Genomic DNA, 22,464 nt, shown 5'->3' with positions numbered 1-22,464 from the left:
TGAAAAGCCTCAGGGGCTGACCAGAACAAAGAAGAGCTTGCCTTGCGTTGACGCGCCGGCAAGCTTTTCTGCTTGTTGGGGGTTGGCTGCAACCACCACCAGCCCGTCGGTGTCACTCGTCCCCAGCCACTCTCCCGCCTTACCACCCTGAGCCGAGGTCCAAAGTACGGGAACGGGTCCCGCAAGAACCTGGCTTTGGCGCGATTCATCGTGGGAGCCGGACGCGGTAAGGACCACCGTCACCAGCTGCCCTGGCGAAAGGAGCTGAATCGAGGATGGATCGGCCATGCGGAGTGGAACGGCAGCGGAACCTGCGGGAGTGCCGGTGAGCAGGCCAGGGCCCAGGAGAACTGAATCCGTTGGGATTTGCCCCTTGCCCAGCGGAGAAGCCAGTTGGCGCCCGACGAGCCTCTCGGGATTCGTAACTTGCGCGGGTACAGCGAGTTCGGGTGCGACGTCCACTGTGGTGAAGTCGGATTCCCTCAGACTGGAACCAGCCGGTAGATCCCGTGCTGCCACGAGGACAGTGATGTGCACCGCCGACGCCGGAGTCAGCTGCTGGACGGCCAATCCTGCGGCAAGGGATAGAAGCAGGGCAATACAGAGCCTGCGGTTACGCGAAATCCAGGCTCTGGGCGTGCGTCGTGGCCGTTGACGTGGGGTTGGAGGCCCATCGCGTCTGAATGTTGGGCGGGCGCCACGACGGGAGGGCGGTCGGTATTGCACTCGCGGCCGAAACGGTTCGTTGTCAGCTGTTCCTGCTGAACGCTCGGCATGGGCAAGTAGGGCGCTTCGGGAAGTTGGTGGCATGCCGCCACGCTAACGGGCTTGGCCGGCACCCTTACAGGGGCCGGCTTCCCTATGTGGAAAAGACGGGGACCTAGTTTGCTGCGGCCGCTGCTGCGGGAGCCGGCGTCGCAGCCGCAGCCGGTGCGGCTGGAGCTGAGGGCGCCGCGGAAACGGTGCTGCTGCCTTTGGCGTCACGAGAGTCGGTGCGGTAGAAACCGGAGCCCTTGAAGACGACGCCTACGCTGTTGAACTTCTTGCGCAGCGTGCCATTGCATTCCGGGCACTCTGTCAGGGAGCTGTCTGAGAAGGACTGGACGATGTCGAAGGCATGGTCACAGTCTTTGCAGGCGTATGCGTATGTGGGCACTGAGTTCCTCCTTTAGGACAAAGTTCAGGTCCTGTGGCGCCGTAGCGAAGAGTTTCCGCATTAGCAGTCCCAGGGCCTGAGTGCCAATTCTATCATCCGCCCCCGGCACGTGTGCCAGCACCTGTGCCGGAACTCACCACGCTTCACGCGTCTTCGCCGGCATCATCCAGCGCAACGACGCCGGAAGGCGTCAGTACTTCCCGCACGGGGCGATCAAAAGCCTCGGCGGGTATGGAGCCGGAAGGCAACAAATCGTCGTCGTACACCACCGCGATGGTGGGCGACCGCTGACCGGAGGCATCGAGGCCCTGCAGCAGCCGGTCGTAGTATCCGCCGCCTTGGCCGATCCTGTTTCCATCACGATCCACGGCGGTTGCCGGCATGAAGATCCCAGCGGCCGTGGCAACTATTGAACTATCCAGTCGCTCGCCCAGGGGTTCGTCAATAGGGGCGTAGGTAGACCGCTCGAAGACCGTAGACGGTGTCCAGTACACCCAGCTCAACTGGCGCTCCGGTTCGCAAACAGGAAGCAGGACCTCGTGGCCGGCGTCATGAAGGGCCTCGAGGAGCGGCATGGTGGGCGGTTCGAACGCGACCCCTACATACACGGCGAACCTTGCCGGTTCGCCTGATGTGATGGTCTTGGCCCAGGCCGTTCCATGCTGGGCCAGGGCTTCGCCTGCCGCCGCGATCTGCTCCGGGGACAGGGCCCTTCTGTAGAGTCGCCGGCTGCGGCGGATGTCTTCCTTTGTTGCCATCTCTGTCCAATCCTCGGGTATGTCAGGTGCGATTGAATTGTTGCGCGGTGTTGAGCAGCCAGGAAAATGTGCACCCCGCTCGGCGGGGGGTTTAGCCGATGATCTGTTCCTTCCGTTACATTAGTCCGGTGACTCTCGATAACAACGCTGTCCGTAAGGCTGTCATCCCCGCAGCGGGTCTTGGTACCCGGTTCCTTCCCGCCACCAAGGCGATGCCGAAGGAAATGCTGCCTGTGGTCGACAAGCCCGCCATCCAGTACGTCGTCGAAGAAGCGGTCAAGGTGGGCCTGCACGACGTCCTCATGATTACAGGACGCAGCAAGCGCGCCCTGGAAGACCACTTTGACCGGGTACCGGCCCTTGAAGCGACGTTGGCTGAAAAGGGCGACACCGCCAAGCTCGAAGCCATCCAGTCCGCCACCAACCTCGGCGACATCCACTACGTCCGTCAGGGCGATCCCAACGGCCTGGGCCACGCTGTCCTTCGTGCAAAGCAGCACGTCGGTTACGAGCCTTTCGCCGTCCTGCTCGGTGACGACCTGATTGACGCCCGCGACGATCTCCTGAGCGAAATGATCGCTGTCCAGCAGAAGACCGGCGGTTCCGTCGTGGCCCTGATCGAAGTGGAGCCGTCCAAGATCAGCGCTTACGGCTGCGCCGACGTTGAGGACATCGACGAGGACGGTTACGTCCGCATCAAGCAACTGGTGGAAAAGCCGTCCCCCGAAGAGGCGCCTTCGAATCTGGCCGTGATTGGCCGCTATGTGCTGCACCCGGCTGTCTTCGAGGTCCTGGAGAAGACCGGCCCGGGCCGCGGCGGAGAAATCCAGCTGACCGATGCCCTTGAGGTGCTGGCTGCCGGCGAAGGAGAGGGCTACGGCGTGTACGGCGTGGTCTTCCGTGGCCGACGCTACGACACCGGCGACAAGCTCAGCTACCTCAAAGCCTGCATCGAGCTGGCAGCCGAGCGTGAGGACCTCGGTCCGGAGCTGCGCGAGTGGCTGCCGAACTTCACGGCCACACTTCCCCAGTAACCAGGATGTACGGTTCTGCGATCTGGCCGGTGACGCTGGAGTGCGGAGACCTGGCACTGCGGCCTATCCGGTACCGCGACAAGCGGGAATGGTCCGAGGTCCGTTCGCGGAACAGTGATTGGCTGGCGCCGTGGGAGGCGTCCAACCCGGCTCCGGGCGGCCGCCTCCCCAGCTATCGCCAAATGGTTGCGTCCTTGAACGAGCAAGCACGCCACTCAACGGCTTTGCCATTCGTCATCGTTGAACGCACAGCTGGTGTCCGCGAAGCCGCAATCGTTGGTCAGTTGACGGTTTCCTCCATTGTTTGGGGATCGGCCATGATGGCCACGCTCGGCTATTGGGTGGACAAGGACCGGGCCGGCCGTGGCATCGCCCCCACGGCGGTGGCGATGGCTACCGACCACTGCTTCACTGTGCTCGGGCTGCATCGGATGGAAATCAACATCCGGCCCGAAAACGGGCCCAGCCTGCGGGTAGTGGAGAAGCTTGGATTCCGCGATGAGGGGTATCGGGAAAGGTATCTGCACATCAATGGACAGTGGGCCGACCACCGCTCCTTCGCCTTGACGTCCGAGGAAGTTCCGGAAGGTCTCTTGCGCAGGTGGCTCAAAGGACAAACGGGCAGGTCATAGCCCGTTTCGGTCTTATCTCCAGTCATTTGCGGACTCGACCACGACACACCGGCCGCAATGCCGCCACCCCCGGTGATTTGCTTCTACGGTTTTGAATGTGGACTTCCCTCTCAGCAGCTCAGTGATACTCGTGGTCACTGTCGCGTTGTGGATGGTCTGGGTGGCGCCGTACGTTCTGCGGAACAGACGCCAGCAAGTCCAAGCGGCCGCTGTTCCAGCAGAGGCTTTCGACGACGAACCAGACGAACCGCAGGCAGGGGTGGTACTGACTTTGGCACCTCAGCAGGAGAAACCGATGGAGACCATGCACAGCAAAGCACAGGCGTCGCCCCAGGAATCCCGTGTGTCCGAGTCCTCGGCGAGCAAGCCGGCCCCCACTCCCTTTACCATCCGCTATGCGCGGCTCACTCTGGCCTTGTCAGGGCTTGTCCTGCTGCTGACGGCTATCGTTTCCGGCATTGTGCGCCTTTTCGGCACGGGCTCTGTGTGGCTGCCAGTGGTCTCCTTCATCGGTGCGGTGGTCGCCGTCGTCGTTTTGCGTAAGCTTGCCCTCCGCGACCTTCGCGAACGGCGCGCGCGCCGGGCTGCGCAGGCATCGACCATCCCGACTCCCGCACGCTACCTGCCGAAAGAACCGGCGGTTGAGGTTAAGGAAACTGCAGTTTTCGACGCCGAGGCCAAGAACCGCGAGAGCGCCCGTTTGTCGGCCGTGGAACTGCGCCAAGCGGCGTTGGCCGTTGCTGTCGCGGCTGGAGATGAGTCGGCGCAGGCCGCTGCAGACACGAAGGGTGCCAGCTGGCAGCCCGTCGAGGTTCCGAAGCCCACCTACGTTGACGCGGCGAAGGCCCAGCGCCCAGCGCCTGAACCGCTGGATCTGCCGGAAGCGCCGAAGCCCGTGGGCAAGCCGGTCCTGAAGCAGTCGGCTGGACAAGCTGAAGCAGCGGCAGTTTCCCCTAAGGGCCAAAGCGCCCTGAGCAACCTGGACGATGTCCTGCAGCGACGCCGCGCCTGAGACGGCATGAGTTCCATCTGCGTTGCCGGTGGTACTGGCCAGGTGGGCCGAGAGGTCGTCCGGCTTGCTGTGGATGCCGGGCACCAGGTTTCGGTTCTTAGCCGCCATGTCCCGGACGCCGGTTCTGCAGGCCGTCACGACGGCGTCACCTACTTCGCCGGCGATGTCACCACGGGCGTTGGCCTGGCGGCCGCGGTGGCAGGTGCCGACGTCGTTATTGACTGCCTTGAAGGCCAGTTCGGGAAGGCGCAAAAGCAATTCGCCGACGGCGGTGGGCGGCTTCTCGCTGCCGCCGTGGCGCAGGGTGTCCGGAGGGCCGTGCTGCTGTCCATCATCAACTGCGATCTGAGTACATTCCCGTATTACGTTTCCAAGGCTGCCAAGGAACGCAAGTATGCGGAGGCGGCCCTGGAGACGTCGGTGGTGCGTGCGACCCAGTTCTACGGCCTCGTCGCCGGGATCTTTGCCGCCGGGGCTCGGGTGGGATTGATCCCTGTGTTCAAGGGTGTTGCGTTCCAGTCGATCTCGCCGGCCGACGTCGCAGGGGAGTTGCTGGCGGTGGCGTTGGCGGATTCGCCTGCGACTGGGGATCGGGTGCGGACGGTGGGTGGGCCTGACGTGCTGCCAATGCGTTCAATGGCCGAGCAGTGGAAGGCCACTACTGGGACGCGGGGAAGGATTATCAGCGTACCTTTGCCGGGTTCCATGGGTGCTTTTCTTCGCGCCGGCCACAATCTCGTTCCGGAGCATGCGGTTGGCACGGAGACGTTCGTGTCGTGGTTGGAAAAGCGCCGGGAAAGTTTGTAGCCTAGGGACACTGGTCGGGCGGAGATGCCTGGTCCGGGGGCTATAGCTCAGTTGGTAGAGCGCTTCGTTCGCATCGAAGAGGTCAGGAGTTCGAATCTCCTTAGCTCCACACTTTTGTTCAGTTGCCTCACCCTGGTGCCGCTGGTGTCGCCTATGGTGAGCTGTTGGCGCGGAACACGCCGATGCGTTGGGTGATTGCCGAGGACTCCCTCGGGCGGGAGTTGGCGCTTCATGCCCAGCAAAACAACACGCTGGTCTACCCCCTGAAGGCCGTGCAAAAGCGTTGGGTGCGGGGCGAGGACGGCGATTTCATTCCTGTAATGGCCTCCGCGGTGTACAAGCAGTTGGGCCGGCTCAGCTGAACCCCGCGGACTAACGGGGCTTGGATCCCAAGGGGCGGTCCGCCTCAAGATTGGCGACTGGCTGTGCGGATGCCAGCAGTTGAAGCGCCTCAGCTGCGGGTGATCCCGGATCGGCTGAGTACATAAGAATCCGGTGACCTGATTCGTCCGGCGGGCCGAGGACTTCGAAATGGAGCTCGAGGTCGCCAACCTCGGGGTGATGCATGTGCTTCAGTCCCGACATGCAGTTTTCGACCGGATGCCGGGCCCACAGTTTCGCAAACTCTTCACTGTTCATGGTCAGCTCACCAACAAGGGAGGCCAGTTCAGGGTCTTCGGTTGAGCGCCCGGCGAGCAAGCGCAGTGACGATACAGCCCGGGCGGCTTCCTCACGCCACCGGGTATACAACTCACGGGTGTGGGGGTCCAGAAACAGCATTCGCGTCATGTTCGGCCTCGTCGCGGGCCGGGAGGGTGCTTCGAGATCCAGATGCCCGGCAACCAAGCGGTGACCGAGCCGGTTCCAGGCCAGCACTTCACTGCGACGGCCCATGACGACAGCCGGAGTGTTGGGCATGGACTGGATGAGTCGCAACGTGCCGGACCTGGCTTTGTCCGGCCGGGCCGATGGACGCCGCTTGATCGCTGACGGCCGGGCCAGGTTGAACAGATGCGCACGCTCGTCGCTGTTCAGATTGAGTGCTCTGGCGATGGCGTCAATAACGGCCTCGGAAGCGTTGGTGCTCTGGCCCTGTTCCAAGCGCGTGTAGTAGGTATTGCTCACCCCGGCAAGCATCGCCAGTTCTTCCCGGCGGAGCCCGGGAACGCGGCGGATTCCGTAGTTGATGAGGCCGACATCCTCCGGCTGCAAAGCAGCCCTTCGGACGCGAAGGAACTCCCCAAGTTCGCTGTAGTTGCTCATGAACCCCATTCTGCCGGTCTTCCTGGGTGCTGTCCTGTCCCTGTCAGGGGTAGGCACGAGGGGGTGTGGTTGAGTCACCGGGGTTCAGTGACAGTGGAGTTTCCAGGTGCTGCCAGATTGCAGCCCACCTACCGGAAGGACTCCTATGACCTCGCACGTTGCGGCAGAAGCCGAAGATCGACCCTCAAGTGCAGCCGCTCCGCCTGGGCGGATGACGGGCCGGCAAAGGCTTGCGCTCGTCGTCTTGCTTGCGGCCAGTTTCACCCTGGCCGTTGACTTCTCCATCCTCAACGTCGCACTCCCGGTCATAGGTGCCGACGTCGGCTTCGGCTTGGAGAACCTCCAATGGATCGCGACGGCGTTCGCCTTATGCGCCGCCGGTCTGACTCTGCTGTTCGGGCGTGCCGCCGATATAGCAGGCCGCCGCCGTATGTTCCTCCTCGGCATGGCCCTGCTTGGCGTGGCCTCACTGGCCGGTGGCTTGGCCACGGTCCCGGCGGTGCTGCTCATCGCCCGTGTGGGCCAGGGCATCGCCACTGCCATGGTGGTCCCTGCAGCCCTGGCACTCCTCCTTGCCTCGTTCCCGGAAGGTTCGTTGAGGGATAAGGCGCTGGGCCTTAACGGTTCCCTCATGGCTGCTGGATTCACTACGGGTGCCATTCTTGGCGGGCTGCTGACCGATCTGCTCAGTTGGCGCTGGGCATTCCTCATCAACATCCCCGTAGCCCTCGCGGTGCTGATTATTGGCCCTATGGTCCTGTCCGAAAGCAAGCCGGCTACCAGGCTGCGCTTGGATGTGCCGGGCGCCATCACGGTCACGCTGGGTCTCCTCGCGTTGGTCTTCGGCCTCACGAACGCGGCCGAGCACTCATGGAGCGATCCGCTGACGCTGGGTTCCCTTGGGGCCGCCGTCGTGCTTTTTATCGCTTTCGTCGCCGTCGAGCGTCGGGCCGCATCGCCGCTGGTACCGTTGGACATCCTGAAGCGGTCCACTGTGGCGTGGGGGAACACGGCGGGCATCCTGGCCTTCGTCACCGAGACGTCCTTGGTTTTCCTCCTGACCCTGTACTTGCAGCAGGTCCTCGGCTACACCCCGCTCGGCGCCGGTCTGGCCTTTGCTGTGCTGGGTCTTGGCACGGTCCTTGGCGGAGTCCTTGGCCCCAAGGTCATCGGCAGGCTCGGGAACAAGAAGGCGATCGTTTATGCTTTCATCGTTCAAGCCGTTGCCACCGGCGCGCTGGTGCTTCTGAGCTCCAACCCTGCCTCCATTTGGCTGCTGCTGGTGGCGACCTTCATCGGCGGAGTGGCGAACCTAGTGGTCATCGTGGGCTTTATGGTCACTGCGACGTCCGGGGTGACGGATACCGAGCAGGGGTTGGCCACTGGGCTGGCAACCATGAGCCAGCAAATCGGAATCACCCTGGGCATACCGGTGATGAGCGCCATTTTTACTGCGAGGATTGTGGCCATCGGCAACCATGCTGCCCCGGCCGTGCTCGGCGGGGTGACCACTGCCATCTGGGTCAACGCAGGCCTGTGCTTGGTAACGGCTCTGTTGGTTGCCGTGTTTCTGCGGAAACCGTCGTCCGTGCTACCGGCGTTCCGCTGACTTCCGGCGCCTGACACTCCGGAGAATTAGCCAACCCAGAAACACCGCCAGTGCTGCGTACACCGCGTAATTGAGGAATCGGGAGTACTGATCGATCAAGTGATACTGAGTGCCCAACAAGGAGCCCAGGCCGATCAGCAAGGCATTCCACAGGCCGGCACCGGCGATAGTGAAAATGGAGAACGTCAGGAGGTTCATCCGTTCGGCACCCGCGGGCAGGGAGATGAGACTTCTCACGCCAGGCAGGAGTCTGCCAAAGAAGATGGCGGATTTGCCGTGGCGTTCAAACCACGCGGACGCTTTTTCGAAGTCCTCCCTGTCCACCAGGGGCAGTTTCGAGAGCAAAGTAATCGCCCGTTCCAAGCCGACCTTGTAGCCCAGCCAGTACAGGAACAATGCCCCCGCGTAAGCGCCAAGTGTGCTGGTGACGAAGACCAAAATGATGCTCATGCTGCCCTGCTGGGCCAGGAAGCCTGCGAGGGGGAGTATCACCTCGCTGGGGATCGGCGGAAAGACCGTCTCAAGGAACGTCATCAGGCCGACGCCCCACTCACCCAAGGCGTCAATCACTTGAGCTGAGACGCCCACTATTCCGGTCAAGTTTTCGATCGAACCTGGGGCTCGCAGTACGCTGATCAACCCGTCGCCCTTTCATCGTCTCCGCCATGGTCAACGCTATTGCCATGTGTCCCATCGGGCAAAGCGGCCCCTTCCAATCGGGTGGAGTAACCACCGTTCGTACGATCCAGCGAGCTGGTTTCCATTGTTTTGGTGTGCCCCCGGAGTATATCGTTAGCTATATCGTTCAGTATCGTTCGCGATGTCATGAGGTGGGCTCAATGCACAATTCAAGCGGCTTTATGGGAAACAACTTCGACGGAATGTGGCAGGCCGTGGAGGAGTTCCGGTCGAGATTCGAGAAGCGCTCCGGAGGGCGGGCCGGCCGGGGTGAGCTAAGGACGGCAATTCTGGCCCTGCTGGCCGAACGGCCGATGCATGGTTATCAGATCATCCGGGAAATCGAAGAGCGCAGCGGTGGCAACTGGAAACCAAGTGCAGGTTCGGTCTACCCCACCCTTCAGCTCCTCTCGGACGAGGGTTTTGTCACTTCGGAGGAATCCAGCGGACGCAAGATCTATTCCTTGACTGAAGCAGGCCGGGAGGACGTTGCCGGTTCGGGGACGTCCGCCCCCTGGAGCTCAGAGGGTGCCTCCTCGGGCCCGGGTTTTGCCGCACTGCCCAAAGCCGGGATGGAACTTGCCCAGGCTGCAGCACAAGTGGGCCGGACAGGCACACCGCAACAGGTTCGGGAAGCGGTGACGGTGCTTGAAGAAGCACGCCGCCGGCTGTACTCGATCCTCGCGCAGGACTGAGGGGTGGGGTCAGGTCGACGTGATCAGGCAGGAGATGTGGCGGGCGGAGTGAGTGCAAGTGCCCGCTACCGTCGCATCCTCCGCTTCGCCGCCTGGCATCTTGCGGTGACATGGTGGTTCGAGCTTTTCCTGCCTCGGTTGGGCCTGCGCCGGCTGACTGAACGCAATCGTGCCCGGAGAATGACGCGCTTCGCCCAACGCTTCCATCAACTTGCGGTGGAACTTGGCGGCCTCATGATCAAGGTAGGCCAGTTCATGTCGTCGCGTCTGGATGTCCTGCCTCCGGAGATCACCGCCGAACTGGAGGGGCTCCAGGACGAGGTGCCACCGGTGCCGTTCCCGGCCATTCGCCAACTTGCCGAGGCTGAACTGGGGGCACCTCTGGAATCGGTGTTCGCCTCGATTGAGCAGACGCCCATCGCGGCCGCTTCCCTCGGGCAAGCGCACAGGGCCAAGCTCCTCCCCGGCAACGCCGAGGACACAGGGCTGAGCAGTGTGGTCTTCAAGGTCCAGCGGCCCGGTATCCACACCATCGTCGATATCGACCTGGCGGCGCTGCGAAAAGTGGGTGGATGGCTTAGTCGGATCCGCATCATATCCGACCGCGCCGACGTCCCGGCGCTCATCAAGGAGTTTGCCCAAACCAGCCTGGAGGAGATCGACTACCTGAATGAGGCGGCCAACTCAGAACGCTTTGCCGCGGACTTCGCCCATGATGCCAGGGTGACTGTGCCCGCAGTGGTGTGGGAGAGAACGACGCGTCGGGTACTCACCCTCGAGGACGTGACAGCCATCAAGATCACCGACGCCGGGGCTCTGCGGTTTGCCGGCATTGACCCCTCAGCCGTCGCACCCGTCTTCGCGTCCGTGATGTTTGATCAGCTCTTCACCAATGGCTTCTTCCACGCCGATCCCCATCCGGGCAACATATTCGTGACCCCCAACGGAGGCAACGCAGAGCATCCCTGGAAGCTGACCTTTATTGATTTCGGCATGATGGGCGAGGTTCCTGCGAAGACGCGTGCCGGGCTTCGCAAGCTTCTGATCGCTGCCGCTTCCCGCGACGGCAAGGGGTTGGTGGCTGCGATCAGTTATGTCGGAGTGCTGATGCCCTCGGCTGACACCAGGGAGCTCGAACGCGCCATGACGCAGTTGTTCGCCCGCTTTGGCGGTATGGGCTTCGCGGAACTTCGTGATGTGGACCCACGGGAGTTTCGCGATTTCGGGACCGAATTCGGAAGCGTCATCCGCTCACTCCCTTTCCAACTGCCGGAGAACTTCCTGCTGATCATCCGCGCGATGTCCCTGACGTCGGGTGTTTGCAGTTCCTTGGACTCACGCTTCAACCTGTGGGATTCGGTGGAGCCCTATGCGGCCCAACTGTTGCGCGATGAACGCGGCAACCTGGTCAATGACATCGCCTCCCAGGCTGTCGACGCCGCTACGCTGGCCTTCCGTCTGCCCAAACGGCTGGACGGACTGATCACCCGCGTTGAAGACGGCTCCCTGCAGGTGTCCAACCGCCGGTTGGAGCGCCAGGTGGCGCGGCTGATCCGGTTGGCACGCGCAGGTGTCGCTGCCCTGATGTTCGGTGGGTTGTTGATTGCCGGATCAGTGGTCCGGGGAGGGGACGTGGTGCTGGGTAATGTGCTGATGGTGTCCTCGGTGGTCCCCTTGCTTATCGCCGCTGTGACGGGGCGCCGACACAACCGCTGACGAAACAACAGCTGACCTGCCGCGCCGTAGACTTGCCCTGTGACTGAGACTCCTGCCCGCCGTCGTGAGTTGTCCGCTGGTATGGACGGACCTGTCCTGGTGGGCGTCATGCCTGGACAGCATCCGGTGGTGGTGGAGCAGGCGGCCCGCGTAGCCGTCAGCGCGAACCTTCCCCTGGTGTTCGGCTACGTCGATGTCACCGTGTATCCGGTGGACGGTACCACCGGCGGTCCTGCGGCTCCGATTGATCCCGACGGTCTGGAAGGCGATGCTCCCGACGCCGTTGACGCGTTGAAGAAGACCATCGCCGGACAACTCTCTGGGACAGAAATCCAGTGGTCAATCATTCCACTGGCAGGAGAACCGGCGAAGGCCCTCGCCCGAGAGGCGGAGGACCTCGGGGCGTCCATGATCGTGGTGGGCACGCGCGAGCACAGCCTGACGGCGACTCTCAAGGACTTGACAGCCGGTTCCGTCGCCCGCCATTTGTTGCACCGACAGGCCCGCCCCGTGCTGGTGATACCCGTGAACCCGCGGGTTCCGGAGGACCATGACGACGACTAAGTCCAAACGTCCCGTCCACCTGCACTGGGGATTCATGGGCATCGTTGCCGGCGGAGGGGTGTTGGGGGCGCTCGCACGCTATGGCCTGGGACTGGTGATCCCTGCGCCCGGATCCTGGCCCCTGCCCACTTTGATCATCAACTTGTCAGGGGCTTTGGCGCTTGGCGCCCTTCTTGAGGGACTCGCCCGCAGAGGGCCCGACGTCGGACGTCGCCGGGTCGTTCGGCTCGCCTTGGGTACGGGGTTCCTGGGCGCCTACACCACCTACAGCACCCTTGCGGTGGATGCGGTCCACTTGCTGGGCGCCGGCGCCGTCCCTGCCGCTGCTGGTTACTTGGCCGCCAGTCTCCTGGGTGGGGCCGCAGCCACGACCACCGGAATCTGGCTCGGCGCCTGGCATCATCGGCTGAGAACAGGAGCCGGAGCGTGACGGTCCTGCTTCTTGGCTTGGCCGGGGGAGTGGGTGCCGCTGCCAGGTTCCTGGTGGACGGCCTCATCCGCGCAAAGGTGAAGACCGCCCTGCCATGGGCCACCATCGTTATCAACGTTTCGGGCTCACTGGTACTCGGATTCCTCGCAGGGCTGATGATGCGCGGTGAAACACCCGAGTCCTTGTACTTGGTCCTGGGCACCGGCTTCCTGGGCGGCTACACCACCTTCAGCACGGCCAGCCTGGAAACGATCCGCCTCGTTCAAAGTGGCAGGACCGGACTTGCCCTCCTCAACGGTTTAGGGTCAATGGTCGCCAGTGTCGTGGCCGCGGCGGCAGGTGTGGGCGGCAGTTTCCTCTTGCCGTAAACCGGGCAGAATTTCACCCAGCGGGGCGAAGTTGCGCGGTTGTAGGATCGAGCCATGGCTAACAAGACCTTCAATGAACTGTTGTCCGCCCAGGTTGCCAACGAGTTTGCAGCCTCCCAGCAGTACATCGCCGTGGCGGTGTACTTTGACGGTGAAGACTTGCCGCAGCTTGCCCGGCACTTCTACCGCCAATCCCTGGAGGAACGCAACCACGCCATGATGATGGTCCAGTACATGCTGGACCGTAATGTCCACGTGGAAATTCCGGGCATTGCCCCTGTGCGCAACAACTTCAGCAACGCCAAGGAACCCATCGCTTTGGCCTTGGAGCAGGAAAAGGAAGTTACCCGGAACATCGAGGAGATGTTCCGCGCTGCCCGTGCCGAAGGCGATGCCCTGGGCGAGCAGTTCATGCTGTGGTTCCTGAAGGAGCAGGTCGAAGAAGTGGCATCGATGACCACGTTGCTCAACATCACCGAGCGTGCCGAGAACCTCTTCGACATTGAAAACTACGTGGCCCGCGAAGCCGTGGGCGATGGCGGCCACGACGCCGGTGCGCCCTCTGCTGCCGGGGGAGCCTTGTAAAGGAACCAAAGCACAACACGCAGTCTTGAGGCCGCCGGAGGCTCAGCTTCCGGCGGCCTCTTCACGTGCCCCGTCATCCTCGGGGTGGGAACGGCCGAGCAAGGACAAGCGGCTTGCGATGCGGGCGAGGTCCACGGGCAGGCCGTTGCCCTCGGCCTTGATGTCCCAGTCCAGGGGCCCGCGGCCTATGAGGAACAGCGTGATGTCCAGATCGTGCAACACATCCACCACGTTGCTGAAGCGCTGCCAGGCCGGGGCTGATGCTGCGTCCGCCTCCGCCGGCGAAGGGACGTCGTCGATCACCCAGGTGGTGAATGTTTCCGCCAGGACCAGATAATCGGACGTGGAGGTCAGCCCGCCACACAATTCCTCGAATCCCACCCAAAGAACATCAGGATCGGAGTTCTTGAGGACGATCGGTTGGGTGGTGGGCGTGAGCACCCGGCTTTGCGACGCGGATGGGGTGAACAGGCCGAGCCTTCCCAGTTGGCGGGGCGTCCCAGGTGTGATGATCTGCCCCGCCCGGAAGGATTCGAAGCCAAGGGGACCGTTTGACCCGGTTGCGGGGAAGCGCCGGAAGTCCGAGGAACCATCAATCTTCACAACGTCCATCATTTCCTTAATGGCGGCAATGGTGGGCAGGAAATGGTCGTGCCAGAGCGGATTCGGCAGGAGATCATCCGGTGCGTAGTTCGAGGTGACCGCCAAAGGGATACGGCGCTCCGCCGCGGTGCGGAGGAGACGGGCAATGAACATGCCGTCACCAACATCATGGACGTGGAACTCGTCAAAGCAGAGCAGATCGATGCCATCAAGGAGGGCGTCCACCGAGTGCTGAATGGCCGTTGAGCTGCCAGCACTGGATTCATGGGTTCCAGCATGGAGCTTGCGGAAGAAGTCGTGGAAGTGGACCCGCCGTTTTCGCGCGTTCAAGTGGTCAAAGAAGCTGTCCATCAACCACGTCTTGCCGCGTCCCACCGGGCCGTGGAGGTAGAGGCTTCGTGGCGCTTTCCGGGAAAGAGTACGACGCCGGACCGTCACCTCCGCGCCCAAAGCCGCCAGCCGCCCGGCTGCTTGCCGCTGGCTTTCTTCAAGCGCAAAGCCCGAGCGTCCGGCGTCGAGGGCTATCTCCTCCAGCAGCCTCTTGGCGGTGTCCCGCGCAGCGCGCGGAGCCGGCCTCACAAGGGGCGTCACAGCCACCCTTTGCGTTTGAAGATGAGGTACATGAGCATTGCCGCGCCCACCATGAGGCCAATGGCCATAGGGTAGCCGAAGGTCCAGTGGAGCTCGGGCATGTAGTCGAAGTTCATCCCGTAGACGCCGGCCACGAACGATGGCGCGAAGAGGATGGCCGCCCAGGAGGAGATCTTCTTGACCTGCTCGTTTTGGGCGGCGCTGGCCTCGTTTTGCCGGTTGGCCGTCAGTGTGCCATCCAGGGTCAGGGCGTTCTGGAGCAGGTCCCGGAAGGAGTTCACCCGCGAAATGACCCGCTGCACGTGATCTTCGACGTCGCGGAGGGAGCGCTGCAGTTCAATGTCCACGCCATACTTCTCAAAGCCTTTCTCCAGCAAGGACATGATGTCCGGCAGCGGCTGGATGGCGCGCTGGAACTGGATGACTTCGCGGGCGAGTTCGTAGATCCTCCGGGACACGGCGCTGTCGCCGCTGAAGAGCTGGTCTTCGATCTCGTCGATGTCGTTTTCCAGGCCCGCAACCACCGGTGCGTAGTCATCCACTACCTGGTCCAGGAGAGCGTACAGGACCGCTTCGGGGCCGTGGCACAACAGGTCCGGCCTGGCTTCCAACCTGTGGCGGACACGGGCGACGCCGCCGGTTTCAGCATGGCGGATGGTCACCACGAAGTTGGAGCCGGTGAAGATGTGCAGCTCGCCGAACTCCACGGATTCCGTGTCGTCCAGGTACCTCGCCGGCCGCAGGACCGTGAACAAGCTGCTGTCATAGCGTTCAATCTTGGGCCGCTGATGAGCAGAGACGGCATCCTCTACAGCAAGCCTGTGCAGGCCGAACTCCCGGGCTACCGCAGCCATCTCTTCCTGGGTGGGGCGATAGAGGCCGATCCAGGCCATGCCACCGTGTTGGGCCAGGGTCTCGAAGGTTTGCTCGAGGCTGCGCGGGGTGGCTGTGCGGACGCCGTCCACGTAAACGGCGTTGTCGATAATGGTCACAAGGTGAACGCTACTGCATGGCTCCGATGATGACGCCCGCAACAGTCATTGCCGCGATGTCGTGGCCCGAATCGATCACTGTCACGGACGACGGGCGGCCAGCAAAGCCGTTGTGGATCACGTGGCCCCCGGCGCGGAAGACCACCGCAACAATGAGGGCAAACAAGCCACCCGCCCAGAAGGTGTTCAGGTCCAGTGCGCTGATGAGGATGGCAAGGAGGATGCTGGTCACTGCGGCTGCGAGCATCATGGGCACCCAGATTCCTGCCCCGCCTTCAATGTTCTTGAGATCGTCCTCGGTTTTGCCGATCGCCTCCATCCACCGGCGTCCAAGAACGGCCGGCATGTACCAGACGAAGCCGATCACCATGCTTGAAACGAAGGCCAGGAGAACGGCGAGCCAGTTGATCTGGGAAATGTGTGAAAGCCAATCCATGCCTACGATCCTAGTTTCCTCAGGCCTCTGCCCCCGGGCTCTGCTCGTTTCTGCTGCGTGTTGTGGCTGCGGCCATCCGTCCTATGAGCGGTTCCGTGCGGTACGGGATATGCGTGTGAAGGGCCAGCACTGTTTCGGTCCGGATCACCCCTTTGGTGCGCAGGACCGAGCGTAGTGCGGACTGCAGGTTGTGGGTGTCGGTGGCCACCACACGGCACCACAGATCTCCGCGGCCGGAAATCTCGTGCACTTCGAGGACCTGGGGGATGAGGCGCAAGGCGCCAATGACGCCGTCGAGTTCGCGGTGGGTGACCTCGATCGTTACGAAAGCGACGACGTCGTACCCCACCTTTTCGAGGTCCACCTCACGTCCGGCGGCCTGCAGGACGCCGGTGCGGAGCAGGCGCTTCAGGCGGCTTTGGGCGGTATTGCGGGCAATGCCGAGTCCTTCACTGAGTTCAGCTATCTGAATGCGGGGGTCCTTGATGAGTTCGAGGAGGATCTTCAGGTCCAGGGGGTCGAGGGTGTTCAAATGGTCACTCCGGATCACTCGGCGGTTGCCTCTTTGAGTATTTTGATCAATCTTTGCACCTTCCGACGCTTGGAAGGGTCAGCGCTCCTGCATTCTATTGCCATAAATACTTGGCCGGGCAGTAACTCCCACAAGGAATCCATTGCAGGCCACCGAGTCCGAGGGCATGGAAATGACTGTCTTGAGCGAACTCCGCATGCGCCCGGCTACCGCCGGACGCTGGGGATGGGATGCCTCCACCACCGCCAGGCTGGTCCTGGCAGGGGTTGTGATCTTTACATTGCTGGTTGGCGCAAACCTGGCCACACCGCTCTACCCATTGCTGCAAGCCAGGATCGGCTTGTCATCGCTTGATGTGACTGTGGCCTTTTCCAGCTACGTCCTGGCCTTGGTGGCGGTGCTCATGCTCGCGGGCCACTGGTCGGACCACATCGGGCGCCGGGCTGCATTGGTGCTCGCAGTCCTGGTGGGCCTGGTGGGTGGGGTGATCTTCGCCAATGCCGATTCGCTGTTGTCGTTGTCCGCAGGCAGGGCCCTTCAAGGGGTCGCGGTGGGACTCGCTACCGGAGCCAGTTCTGCAGCCCTTCGGGAGTTGCTGCCCCAACGCCCCGACTGGGCTTCCCGTTTCACCCTGCTGTCCTCTGCTGGCGGCGTGGCCGCAGGTCCTGCCATCGGAGGGATTTTGTCGCTCTTTCCGGAGCCCACACGTACGCCCTACTACCTACATTCGGCAGTGCTGTTGGCGGCACTTGTTCCGCTGTGGCTGCTCAAGGCCAGGCCCGCGATCGCTCCTGCGGACGGTCCCCGGGCCCACAGGGTCCTGGCTCCGCGGAAGCCGTCGATCTCCCGTAACGCCAGGGGCGCTTTCTGGATGGCGGCTGCCACCGGATTCCTGAGCTTCGCGGTCTTCGGGTTCTGTTTGTCACTGGCACCGGGCTACTTCGCCACGGTGGTCCACGCGGACTCCCGGCCGCTGATCGGTCTACTGGCCGGAGTCACCCTGGGCGCTTCAGCGCTCAGCCAATTGCTGGGCGTCCGTGGGCGTTTTACGGTGCCCGTGGCTCTGGCAGTGCTGGGCGTCTCCGTGGTCATGGTGGGAGCTGCAGCTGCGTGGTCGAGTCCTTGGCTGCTGGTCGCGGCGAGCATCACCGCCGGCATGGGCCAAGGCATCGCCTTCAGGCAGGTGTTCAATGAGGTCGCCGGAAAAGTGGAGGCTGCCCGTCATGCGCAGGTGATCAGCACGGTGTACGTCATCACGTACCTCGGCAGCGCCGTTCCGGTGATTGGGCTGGGAGTCGCTGTTACGGCGTGGGGCCTGCAGGCCGCCGTCGTGGGTTTCACCGTCCTCTGCGGTGCGGCGGCGCTGGCACTGGCCGCTGTGTCGCTGACGAATGCCCTGCGGGACTGACGGGCTCAGTCCGTCTGCAGGTCACTCGGGCAGGGGTCCCCGGTTGCCGGGAATGTGTTGGAACACCATGGTGGTTTCGGTGTGGCCGACCACAGGGTCGGTGGCGAGGTTGTCCAGGAGCCAGTTGCGGAGGTCGTCCGTATTGGCGACGGCGATGTGCAGCAGGTAGTCGACGGAGCCAGTGGTGTGGAACGTTGAAATGACGGCCGGAAGCTTGGGCACGCGGGCGGTGAAGCGATCGATCTGGTCGCGGTCGTGGGCCCGGAGGCGGACGGCGATCAATGCTTGAACCGAGCGTCCAATGGCCGGCAGGCTCAGTACGGCTTCGAAGCCTTCAATGATGCCGCGCTCGGACAGGGCGCGTGTGCGCATCAGGGCCGTCGATGGGGCGATGCCCACGAGTTCGGCCAACTGCTTGTTGGAAATGCGGGCGTCGTCCACCAAGGCTGCGAGGATCCGCTCATCGATGGCGTCCAACGGCTCTGCGTTGCCCGTGCTTGACCGAACATTCTTCGTGGGGGTGCTCACGGATCCTCCTGAAATTGCCTTTCACCTATCCTAATCGGTGAATTCTTCAGGTGCCTATCGTTTTGCGGGTTTGCTGGGCTCCCTGCGCCGGTCCAGTCGCTGGAGCGGCTCGCTGAGCAACATGAGCAGCAGGGGCAGGTTTCCCGCGGACGGAATAACAAGGGCCAAAAGAAGCGCAGCGAGGAAAAGGCCGGCCACAATCGTCCCGGCGCGGATTCCGGAGCGCATCTCCTCCGGGTCCATGGTGTGGAGCGCGGGATGTGCCCTGAGATAGATGCGCGCCAGGAGGAGCATCAAACTGGTTGCGAACAACGTTCCGATGTACACCAGCGGCTGGGCCCAGTCGGCATCCATCTGGGTGGAGAGCGACGTTGCCACAGGCATCACCACGATGAAGAACATCCAGGCGACGGTCAGCCACAGCAAACCCGAATCGACCTGCCGCACCTGGCGGAACAAGCGGTGGTGGTGCGTCCAGAACACGGCAATCAGGATGAAGCTGAGGGCAAAACCCAACAGCGCGTACTGCTCCTCCACAAGCCATTGGGCCGTGGTTCCGTTATGGTCCGCCAACTCCCCAACGCTCTCCATGAGGGGCAGGATCAGCAGGGTCAAGGCAATCGCCACCACGGCATCGGTAAACGCCTGCAAACGTTCCGGCGACGACAGGTCCCGTGAGCTCGCGAGCTGTGTCATGCCTCGATTGTAGGACCAGACCGGCCGGGAATCAGGGGGACGGGCGCGGGGTGCGGTGAACCACCAAGGTGACTGCCGCCGTCGTGCATGAGAGGGCGATGACGCCGAGCACTAAAGCAGTCCAACCGAATCCTTGGAAGGCGAGGCCGCCGGCCCAGCCAATAACACTGGAGCCAAGGTAATAGGACAGGTTGTACAGCGATGCCGCCTGTGCCCGGCCGGTGGTGGCGATGGCACCCGTCCAGCCGGAACCTACGCTGTGGGCGGCGAAGAAGCCACCCGTGAAGATGACCAGCCCGACCAATATGGCGGCGAGGTTCTCCATCAGGGTCAAGGCCAGCCCCGCCGACAAAATGACGATGCCCGCCACCAGAACGTTCCGCCGTCCAAACCTGGTGGTGAGACCTGCCGCCCATCGGGAGCTCACGGTGCCTGAAAGGTAGGCCAGGAAAATGAGGCTGACTACCGTGGCGGGAAGGGCAAAGGGCTCGGCGTGCAACCGGAAGCCCAGATAGTTATAGACCGCCACGAAGCCACCCATGAGCAGGAACGCCTGCAGGTAGAGCGAAACGAGTTTAGGATTGCCGGCATGTCCGCCCAAGGTGCGGATAGCGCCTCGGAATCCCGTGGCCGGAGAGGGCGTAAAGCGCCGTTGTTTGGGAACAAGCACCAGGAACAGGACCGCGGATATGGTGGCGAGCAGGGAGACGGCGAGGGCCGCTGTCCGCCAGCCCCAGACTTCTCCCACAGGGCCGGCTACCAAGCGGCCGGCTAGACCCCCCAGTGTTGTACCGGCGACGTAGCTTCCTGCCGCCAGCGCGGTGTGGATTTTGGCGACTTCTTCATTGAGGTAGGCAATGGCGATGGCGGGAATGCCGCCCAGGGCCATGCCCTCAAGCGTGCGGAGCCCCAAGAGGACGGGAACCGTTGGAGCCAGCGGAACCAGCAACCCCAGCAGCGTTGCGGCGGCAATGCCGATCGCCATGGCCCGGACCCTGCCGATCCTGTCGGCAACAAAGGACCATGGCAGTACCGTGACGGCGAGTCCTACCGTGGCGAGCGAAATGCTGAGCGCGGCCTCCGCCGCGGTGATGTGCAGATCGGCAGCCATGAGCGGCAGCACGGCCTGCGTCGAGTAGAGCTGGGCGAAGGTCGCGACGCCGGCAAGCGCCAAGGCCGCCAGCACGCGGCTATAGCCACGCGTCCCTTTGGCATGGCCCTGCCAACTATCGGTTTGCGGCTCGACGGTCATGTTGTTCACCGGCCAACAGTAAGACGACGGCAACTACCCTTTCCAATGCATGGATTACATAGAATTGATGCAGCATTGCATAAGTCGGGCTCATCGGGAGGGATGTCGTGGAACCGGATCACCAGCAACTCGTCCAACTGCTCCCACTGCTGCCGGTACTGGCCGAGCTGGGGCGCACGGAGCACATGACCGAAACGGCGGAGATACTCGGGGTCCCGCAATCCACAGTCAGCAGGGCAGTAGCCCGGGCCAGCGCCATCGTGGGCATGGACCTCTTGGTCCGTGACGGTCGCGGCATCCGGCTCACCGCCGCTGCCAAGGCGTTGCTTCCGTACATCGACGCAGCGCTGGAGGACTTCCAAGCCGGGCTGGACCGCGTGCGCCACGAATCCGATGTTGTTCGGGGCCGGATCGGTGTGTCGTTCCAGCACACCTTCGGCGAAGCAACCCTTCCTCTGCTGATCAGCGCCTTCCGTGGACGGCATCCCCACACGGCCTTCGAGCTGTGGCAGGGGCCTCGCGATGATTGCCTGCAGCAGTTGGCGAGCGGGGAGATGGATTTCGCGCTCACGGCCCCAATAGCGCCGGAGGGACGGGGGATCCGCTCCCACCCCCTGTACCGCGAGCCTCTCCGGGCGGTACTGCATTACCGGCACCCCTTGGCCGCCCGGCCCAGTGTGCACCTTTCGGAGCTGCGGCATGATCCCTATGTGACACTCCCGTCAGGAGTCGGGCTACGGGCGTTGGGGGAGGCGCTGCTCCGCGAAGCCGGCTTCCGGCCACGCATTGCCTTCGAGGTCCAGGAGTCCACGTCGGCACGCGGACTGGTCTCCGCCGGTTTGGGATTCAGCATCCTGCCTCCCGCCGGGCCGGGCTCAGGGACGGGCCAGTTCCTGCCCGAGGCCGAACTTGGGCTCGTCGAGGTGCCTATCGAATCGGACCTGGCATTCCGCCAGATTGGCATTGCCTGGCGGGAGCGGAATTTTGAGCCCGAAGCCGTCCGTTTGTTCCGGGAACTGGTGGTGACCGACGGCGGGGATCTGCTGGCCGAACTCGTCAGAGCCCGCTCAGGAACTCCCTGACCACGTCCCGCGCCGACCCCGTCCGTGCCTGCCGCCAGCCCGTTCCGGCCCACAGGTTGAGGCGATGCGGGTCGCCTGCCGCCGATGCTGCAGCGCGGATCGGGGCCGTGAGGTGGTGGATGGCGGGGTAGCCTTCGGGTGCGTCCTGATGGTTGCGCACGAAGTCATTGACCAAGGAACGTGCCGCACGCCCGGTGAAGGCGCGGGTTATGGCGGTGCTGGTGAACGCCGGGTCTCCCAAGGCGTCCTTGTGAGTCTGCCGGGCACCGCTTTCTTCGGTGCGGAGCAATGCCGTACCGATCTGGGCGGCTACTGCTCCTGCAGCCAAGACGCCGCGCAGCGCGGTGCCGTCCACGACCGCGCCGGCTGCTATCAGCGGAAGGCCGACGGCGGAGCGCACCTGGGTGACCAGCTCCGCCGTCGTACTGGCCGTCGTTGGACTGGCCGCCGTTCCCGGGCTGTCCGCCAGGAACGCCGTGCTGTGTGCCCCTGCGGAGTCGTGCTGGACGACCAAAGCGTCAGGCCCTTCTTCTGCGGCCGCCAAGGCCTCCTGAACGCTGGTGACACTGGTGATGACCACGGTTCCGGCCTTCCGCAGGGACTTGACTACCGCGGGTCCGGGGAGGCCGAAGGCGAAACTGACCACTTCCACGGGATCGTTGACGAGGGCGTCGATCTTTTGCTGCCACGCGTCGTCGTCATCCAGTCGAAGGGGAGGAACGGAAACACCGTAGCGGGCAGCTTCCGGCTCCAGTTCGGCCCGGTAGGCCGCCAACCGGGACCGCGCTTCGGGTCCTGGTGAGAGGGCATCGCGGTCCGGAACGAAGACGTTCATGCCGAACCTGATCCCCAGTGCCCTGGCGACGGAGATTTCCGCCGTCATGGCCTCGGGAGTCTTGTAGCCGGCAGCCAGGAAGCCCAAACCGCCGGCCTCATGCACCGCCTGGACCAATGACGGCGTAGATGTTCCGCCCGCCATGGGGGCCGCAACAAATGGGGTGCCAAACAGGGATTCAGGCATGGTCGGTTCCTCCTCC

The 22,464-nt window shown here is 63.3% G+C and carries 27 protein-coding genes and 1 tRNA gene; 15 read left to right on the top strand and 13 right to left on the bottom strand.

Annotated elements, in window-relative coordinates; all coding sequences use genetic code 11:
- Positions 1 to 9 precede the first annotated feature (9 nt).
- From ACFVSI_RS07570 to ACFVSI_RS07560, 3 genes are all read right to left on the bottom strand, one after another.
- The gene (locus ACFVSI_RS07570) at positions 10 to 519 is read right to left on the bottom strand and encodes an RcpC/CpaB family pilus assembly protein (protein WP_387821530.1); all 510 of its coding nucleotides are present in this window, start codon (positions 517 to 519) and stop codon (positions 10 to 12) included.
- 361 nt (positions 520 to 880) lie between these two features.
- A complete protein-coding gene (locus tag ACFVSI_RS07565; protein ID WP_387821527.1) occupies positions 881 to 1,156 on the bottom strand; it encodes an FmdB family zinc ribbon protein in 276 nt (91 codons plus the stop codon).
- 143 nt (positions 1,157 to 1,299) lie between these two features.
- On the bottom strand, positions 1,300 to 1,914 hold the full coding sequence (locus ACFVSI_RS07560) for a 5-formyltetrahydrofolate cyclo-ligase (protein ID WP_387821524.1): 615 nt from the start codon (positions 1,912 to 1,914) through the stop codon (positions 1,300 to 1,302).
- 98 nt (positions 1,915 to 2,012) lie between these two features.
- Here ACFVSI_RS07560 and galU point away from each other — a divergent pair, with 98 nt between their 5' ends.
- The 6 genes from galU to ACFVSI_RS07530 all read left to right on the top strand — a co-directional run bounded on the left by galU (position 2,013) and on the right by ACFVSI_RS07530 (position 5,761).
- Positions 2,013 to 2,948: a UTP--glucose-1-phosphate uridylyltransferase GalU gene (gene galU, locus ACFVSI_RS07555; RefSeq protein WP_186313510.1), complete on the top strand. Its 936-nt coding sequence runs from the start codon at positions 2,013 to 2,015 to the stop codon at positions 2,946 to 2,948.
- A 5-nt stretch (positions 2,949 to 2,953) separates the two neighbouring features.
- A complete protein-coding gene (locus ACFVSI_RS07550; protein WP_387821520.1) occupies positions 2,954 to 3,580 on the top strand; it encodes a GNAT family N-acetyltransferase in 627 nt (208 codons plus the stop codon).
- A gap of 130 nt (positions 3,581 to 3,710) precedes the next feature.
- Positions 3,711 to 4,592, top strand: a complete 882-nt coding sequence (locus tag ACFVSI_RS07545) for a hypothetical protein (protein ID WP_387821737.1) — start codon at positions 3,711 to 3,713, stop codon at positions 4,590 to 4,592.
- Between the two features lie 6 nt (positions 4,593 to 4,598).
- Positions 4,599 to 5,399 (top strand): SDR family oxidoreductase, encoded by an 801-nt coding sequence (locus ACFVSI_RS07540; RefSeq protein WP_387821517.1) that lies wholly within the window; start codon positions 4,599 to 4,601, stop codon positions 5,397 to 5,399.
- 36 nt (positions 5,400 to 5,435) lie between these two features.
- Positions 5,436 to 5,508, top strand: a tRNA-Ala gene (locus ACFVSI_RS07535).
- Between the two features lie 13 nt (positions 5,509 to 5,521).
- Positions 5,522 to 5,761, top strand: coding sequence for a DUF3806 domain-containing protein (locus tag ACFVSI_RS07530; protein ID WP_387821514.1), 240 nt, complete (start codon positions 5,522 to 5,524; stop codon positions 5,759 to 5,761).
- A 10-nt stretch (positions 5,762 to 5,771) separates the two neighbouring features.
- Here the strand turns inward: ACFVSI_RS07530 and ACFVSI_RS07525 are convergent, their stop codons facing one another.
- Positions 5,772 to 6,662: a helix-turn-helix transcriptional regulator gene (locus tag ACFVSI_RS07525; protein ID WP_387821511.1), complete on the bottom strand. Its 891-nt coding sequence runs from the start codon at positions 6,660 to 6,662 to the stop codon at positions 5,772 to 5,774.
- A 211-nt stretch (positions 6,663 to 6,873) separates the two neighbouring features.
- Between ACFVSI_RS07525 and ACFVSI_RS07520 the strand changes: the two genes are divergently transcribed.
- Positions 6,874 to 8,271, top strand: a complete 1,398-nt coding sequence (locus ACFVSI_RS07520) for an MFS transporter (RefSeq protein WP_387821734.1) — start codon at positions 6,874 to 6,876, stop codon at positions 8,269 to 8,271.
- On the opposite strand, the gene ACFVSI_RS07515 is transcribed toward ACFVSI_RS07520, so the two are convergent.
- Positions 8,254 to 8,898 carry a DedA family protein gene (locus ACFVSI_RS07515; protein WP_387821731.1) on the bottom strand — a complete coding sequence of 215 codons (645 nt, stop codon included), beginning with the start codon at positions 8,896 to 8,898 and terminating at the stop codon, positions 8,254 to 8,256. The genes ACFVSI_RS07520 and ACFVSI_RS07515 overlap by 18 nt on opposite strands.
- A gap of 212 nt (positions 8,899 to 9,110) precedes the next feature.
- On the opposite strand from ACFVSI_RS07515, the gene ACFVSI_RS07510 reads away from it, so the two are divergent.
- The 6 genes from ACFVSI_RS07510 to ACFVSI_RS07485 are packed head-to-tail and all read left to right on the top strand — an operon-like array spanning position 9,111 to position 13,307.
- Entirely contained in the window at positions 9,111 to 9,644 is a 534-nt protein-coding gene (locus ACFVSI_RS07510) for a PadR family transcriptional regulator (protein ID WP_260842340.1), read from the top strand.
- 3 nt (positions 9,645 to 9,647) lie between these two features.
- Positions 9,648 to 11,360 carry an ABC1 kinase family protein gene (locus tag ACFVSI_RS07505; RefSeq protein ID WP_387821507.1) on the top strand — a complete coding sequence of 571 codons (1,713 nt, stop codon included), beginning with the start codon at positions 9,648 to 9,650 and terminating at the stop codon, positions 11,358 to 11,360.
- Between the two features lie 39 nt (positions 11,361 to 11,399).
- On the top strand, positions 11,400 to 11,924 hold the full coding sequence (locus tag ACFVSI_RS07500) for a universal stress protein (protein ID WP_387821504.1): 525 nt from the start codon (positions 11,400 to 11,402) through the stop codon (positions 11,922 to 11,924).
- Positions 11,911 to 12,354: a fluoride efflux transporter FluC gene (locus ACFVSI_RS07495; protein WP_387821501.1), complete on the top strand. Its 444-nt coding sequence runs from the start codon at positions 11,911 to 11,913 to the stop codon at positions 12,352 to 12,354. Before ACFVSI_RS07500 ends, ACFVSI_RS07495 begins: the two co-directional genes overlap by 14 nt.
- Positions 12,351 to 12,722, top strand: a complete 372-nt coding sequence (gene crcB, locus ACFVSI_RS07490; protein ID WP_387821498.1) for a fluoride efflux transporter CrcB — start codon at positions 12,351 to 12,353, stop codon at positions 12,720 to 12,722. The genes ACFVSI_RS07495 and crcB overlap by 4 nt, the downstream gene beginning before the upstream one ends.
- Before the next feature lie 54 nt (positions 12,723 to 12,776).
- Positions 12,777 to 13,307 carry a ferritin gene (locus ACFVSI_RS07485; protein WP_144659557.1) on the top strand — a complete coding sequence of 177 codons (531 nt, stop codon included), beginning with the start codon at positions 12,777 to 12,779 and terminating at the stop codon, positions 13,305 to 13,307.
- Between the two features lie 42 nt (positions 13,308 to 13,349).
- Here ACFVSI_RS07485 and zapE read toward each other — a convergent pair whose 3' ends face one another.
- From zapE to ACFVSI_RS07465, 4 genes are read right to left on the bottom strand one after another with little or no spacing between them, the layout of a single operon-like run.
- Complete coding sequence (zapE, locus tag ACFVSI_RS07480; RefSeq protein ID WP_387821494.1) at positions 13,350 to 14,501, bottom strand: cell division protein ZapE; 1,152 nt, start codon at positions 14,499 to 14,501, stop codon at positions 13,350 to 13,352.
- On the bottom strand, positions 14,498 to 15,493 hold the full coding sequence (gene corA, locus ACFVSI_RS07475) for a magnesium/cobalt transporter CorA (RefSeq protein ID WP_387821491.1): 996 nt from the start codon (positions 15,491 to 15,493) through the stop codon (positions 14,498 to 14,500). Before corA ends, zapE begins: the two co-directional genes overlap by 4 nt.
- Positions 15,494 to 15,503: 10 nt before the next feature.
- On the bottom strand, positions 15,504 to 15,929 hold the full coding sequence (locus ACFVSI_RS07470) for a DUF1761 domain-containing protein (RefSeq protein ID WP_387821488.1): 426 nt from the start codon (positions 15,927 to 15,929) through the stop codon (positions 15,504 to 15,506).
- A 19-nt stretch (positions 15,930 to 15,948) separates the two neighbouring features.
- Positions 15,949 to 16,461: an Lrp/AsnC family transcriptional regulator gene (locus ACFVSI_RS07465; protein ID WP_387821485.1), complete on the bottom strand. Its 513-nt coding sequence runs from the start codon at positions 16,459 to 16,461 to the stop codon at positions 15,949 to 15,951.
- Positions 16,462 to 16,633: 172 nt separating this feature from the next.
- On the opposite strand from ACFVSI_RS07465, the gene ACFVSI_RS07460 reads away from it, so the two are divergent.
- Positions 16,634 to 17,869, top strand: coding sequence for an MFS transporter (locus ACFVSI_RS07460; RefSeq protein ID WP_387821729.1), 1,236 nt, complete (start codon positions 16,634 to 16,636; stop codon positions 17,867 to 17,869).
- A gap of 21 nt (positions 17,870 to 17,890) precedes the next feature.
- Here the strand turns inward: ACFVSI_RS07460 and ACFVSI_RS07455 are convergent, their stop codons facing one another.
- Genes ACFVSI_RS07455 through ACFVSI_RS07445 form a run of 3 tightly spaced genes read right to left on the bottom strand, consistent with a single transcriptional unit; the run spans position 17,891 to position 20,345 of the window.
- Positions 17,891 to 18,397 carry an Lrp/AsnC family transcriptional regulator gene (locus ACFVSI_RS07455; protein WP_387821482.1) on the bottom strand — a complete coding sequence of 169 codons (507 nt, stop codon included), beginning with the start codon at positions 18,395 to 18,397 and terminating at the stop codon, positions 17,891 to 17,893.
- A gap of 54 nt (positions 18,398 to 18,451) precedes the next feature.
- Positions 18,452 to 19,093, bottom strand: coding sequence for a TMEM175 family protein (locus tag ACFVSI_RS07450; RefSeq protein ID WP_387821479.1), 642 nt, complete (start codon positions 19,091 to 19,093; stop codon positions 18,452 to 18,454).
- A gap of 31 nt (positions 19,094 to 19,124) precedes the next feature.
- Positions 19,125 to 20,345 carry an MFS transporter gene (locus tag ACFVSI_RS07445; RefSeq protein WP_387821726.1) on the bottom strand — a complete coding sequence of 407 codons (1,221 nt, stop codon included), beginning with the start codon at positions 20,343 to 20,345 and terminating at the stop codon, positions 19,125 to 19,127.
- 107 nt (positions 20,346 to 20,452) lie between these two features.
- Here ACFVSI_RS07445 and ACFVSI_RS07440 point away from each other — a divergent pair, with 107 nt between their 5' ends.
- Positions 20,453 to 21,427: a LysR substrate-binding domain-containing protein gene (locus tag ACFVSI_RS07440; protein ID WP_387821477.1), complete on the top strand. Its 975-nt coding sequence runs from the start codon at positions 20,453 to 20,455 to the stop codon at positions 21,425 to 21,427.
- Here the strand turns inward: ACFVSI_RS07440 and ACFVSI_RS07435 are convergent.
- The gene (locus ACFVSI_RS07435) at positions 21,402 to 22,448 is read right to left on the bottom strand and encodes a nitronate monooxygenase (protein ID WP_387821474.1); all 1,047 of its coding nucleotides are present in this window, start codon (positions 22,446 to 22,448) and stop codon (positions 21,402 to 21,404) included. The two genes, ACFVSI_RS07440 and ACFVSI_RS07435, sit on opposite strands and share 26 nt — an antisense overlap.
- Positions 22,449 to 22,464: the final 16 nt, after the last annotated feature.

Origin of the sequence: Paenarthrobacter sp. NPDC057981 (assembly GCF_042886835.1) — a bacterium.
Taxonomy (GTDB): Bacteria; Actinomycetota; Actinomycetes; order Actinomycetales; family Micrococcaceae; genus Arthrobacter.
Note: the sequence above shows the minus strand (reverse complement) of the source record. Positions and strands in the feature narration are given on the sequence as shown.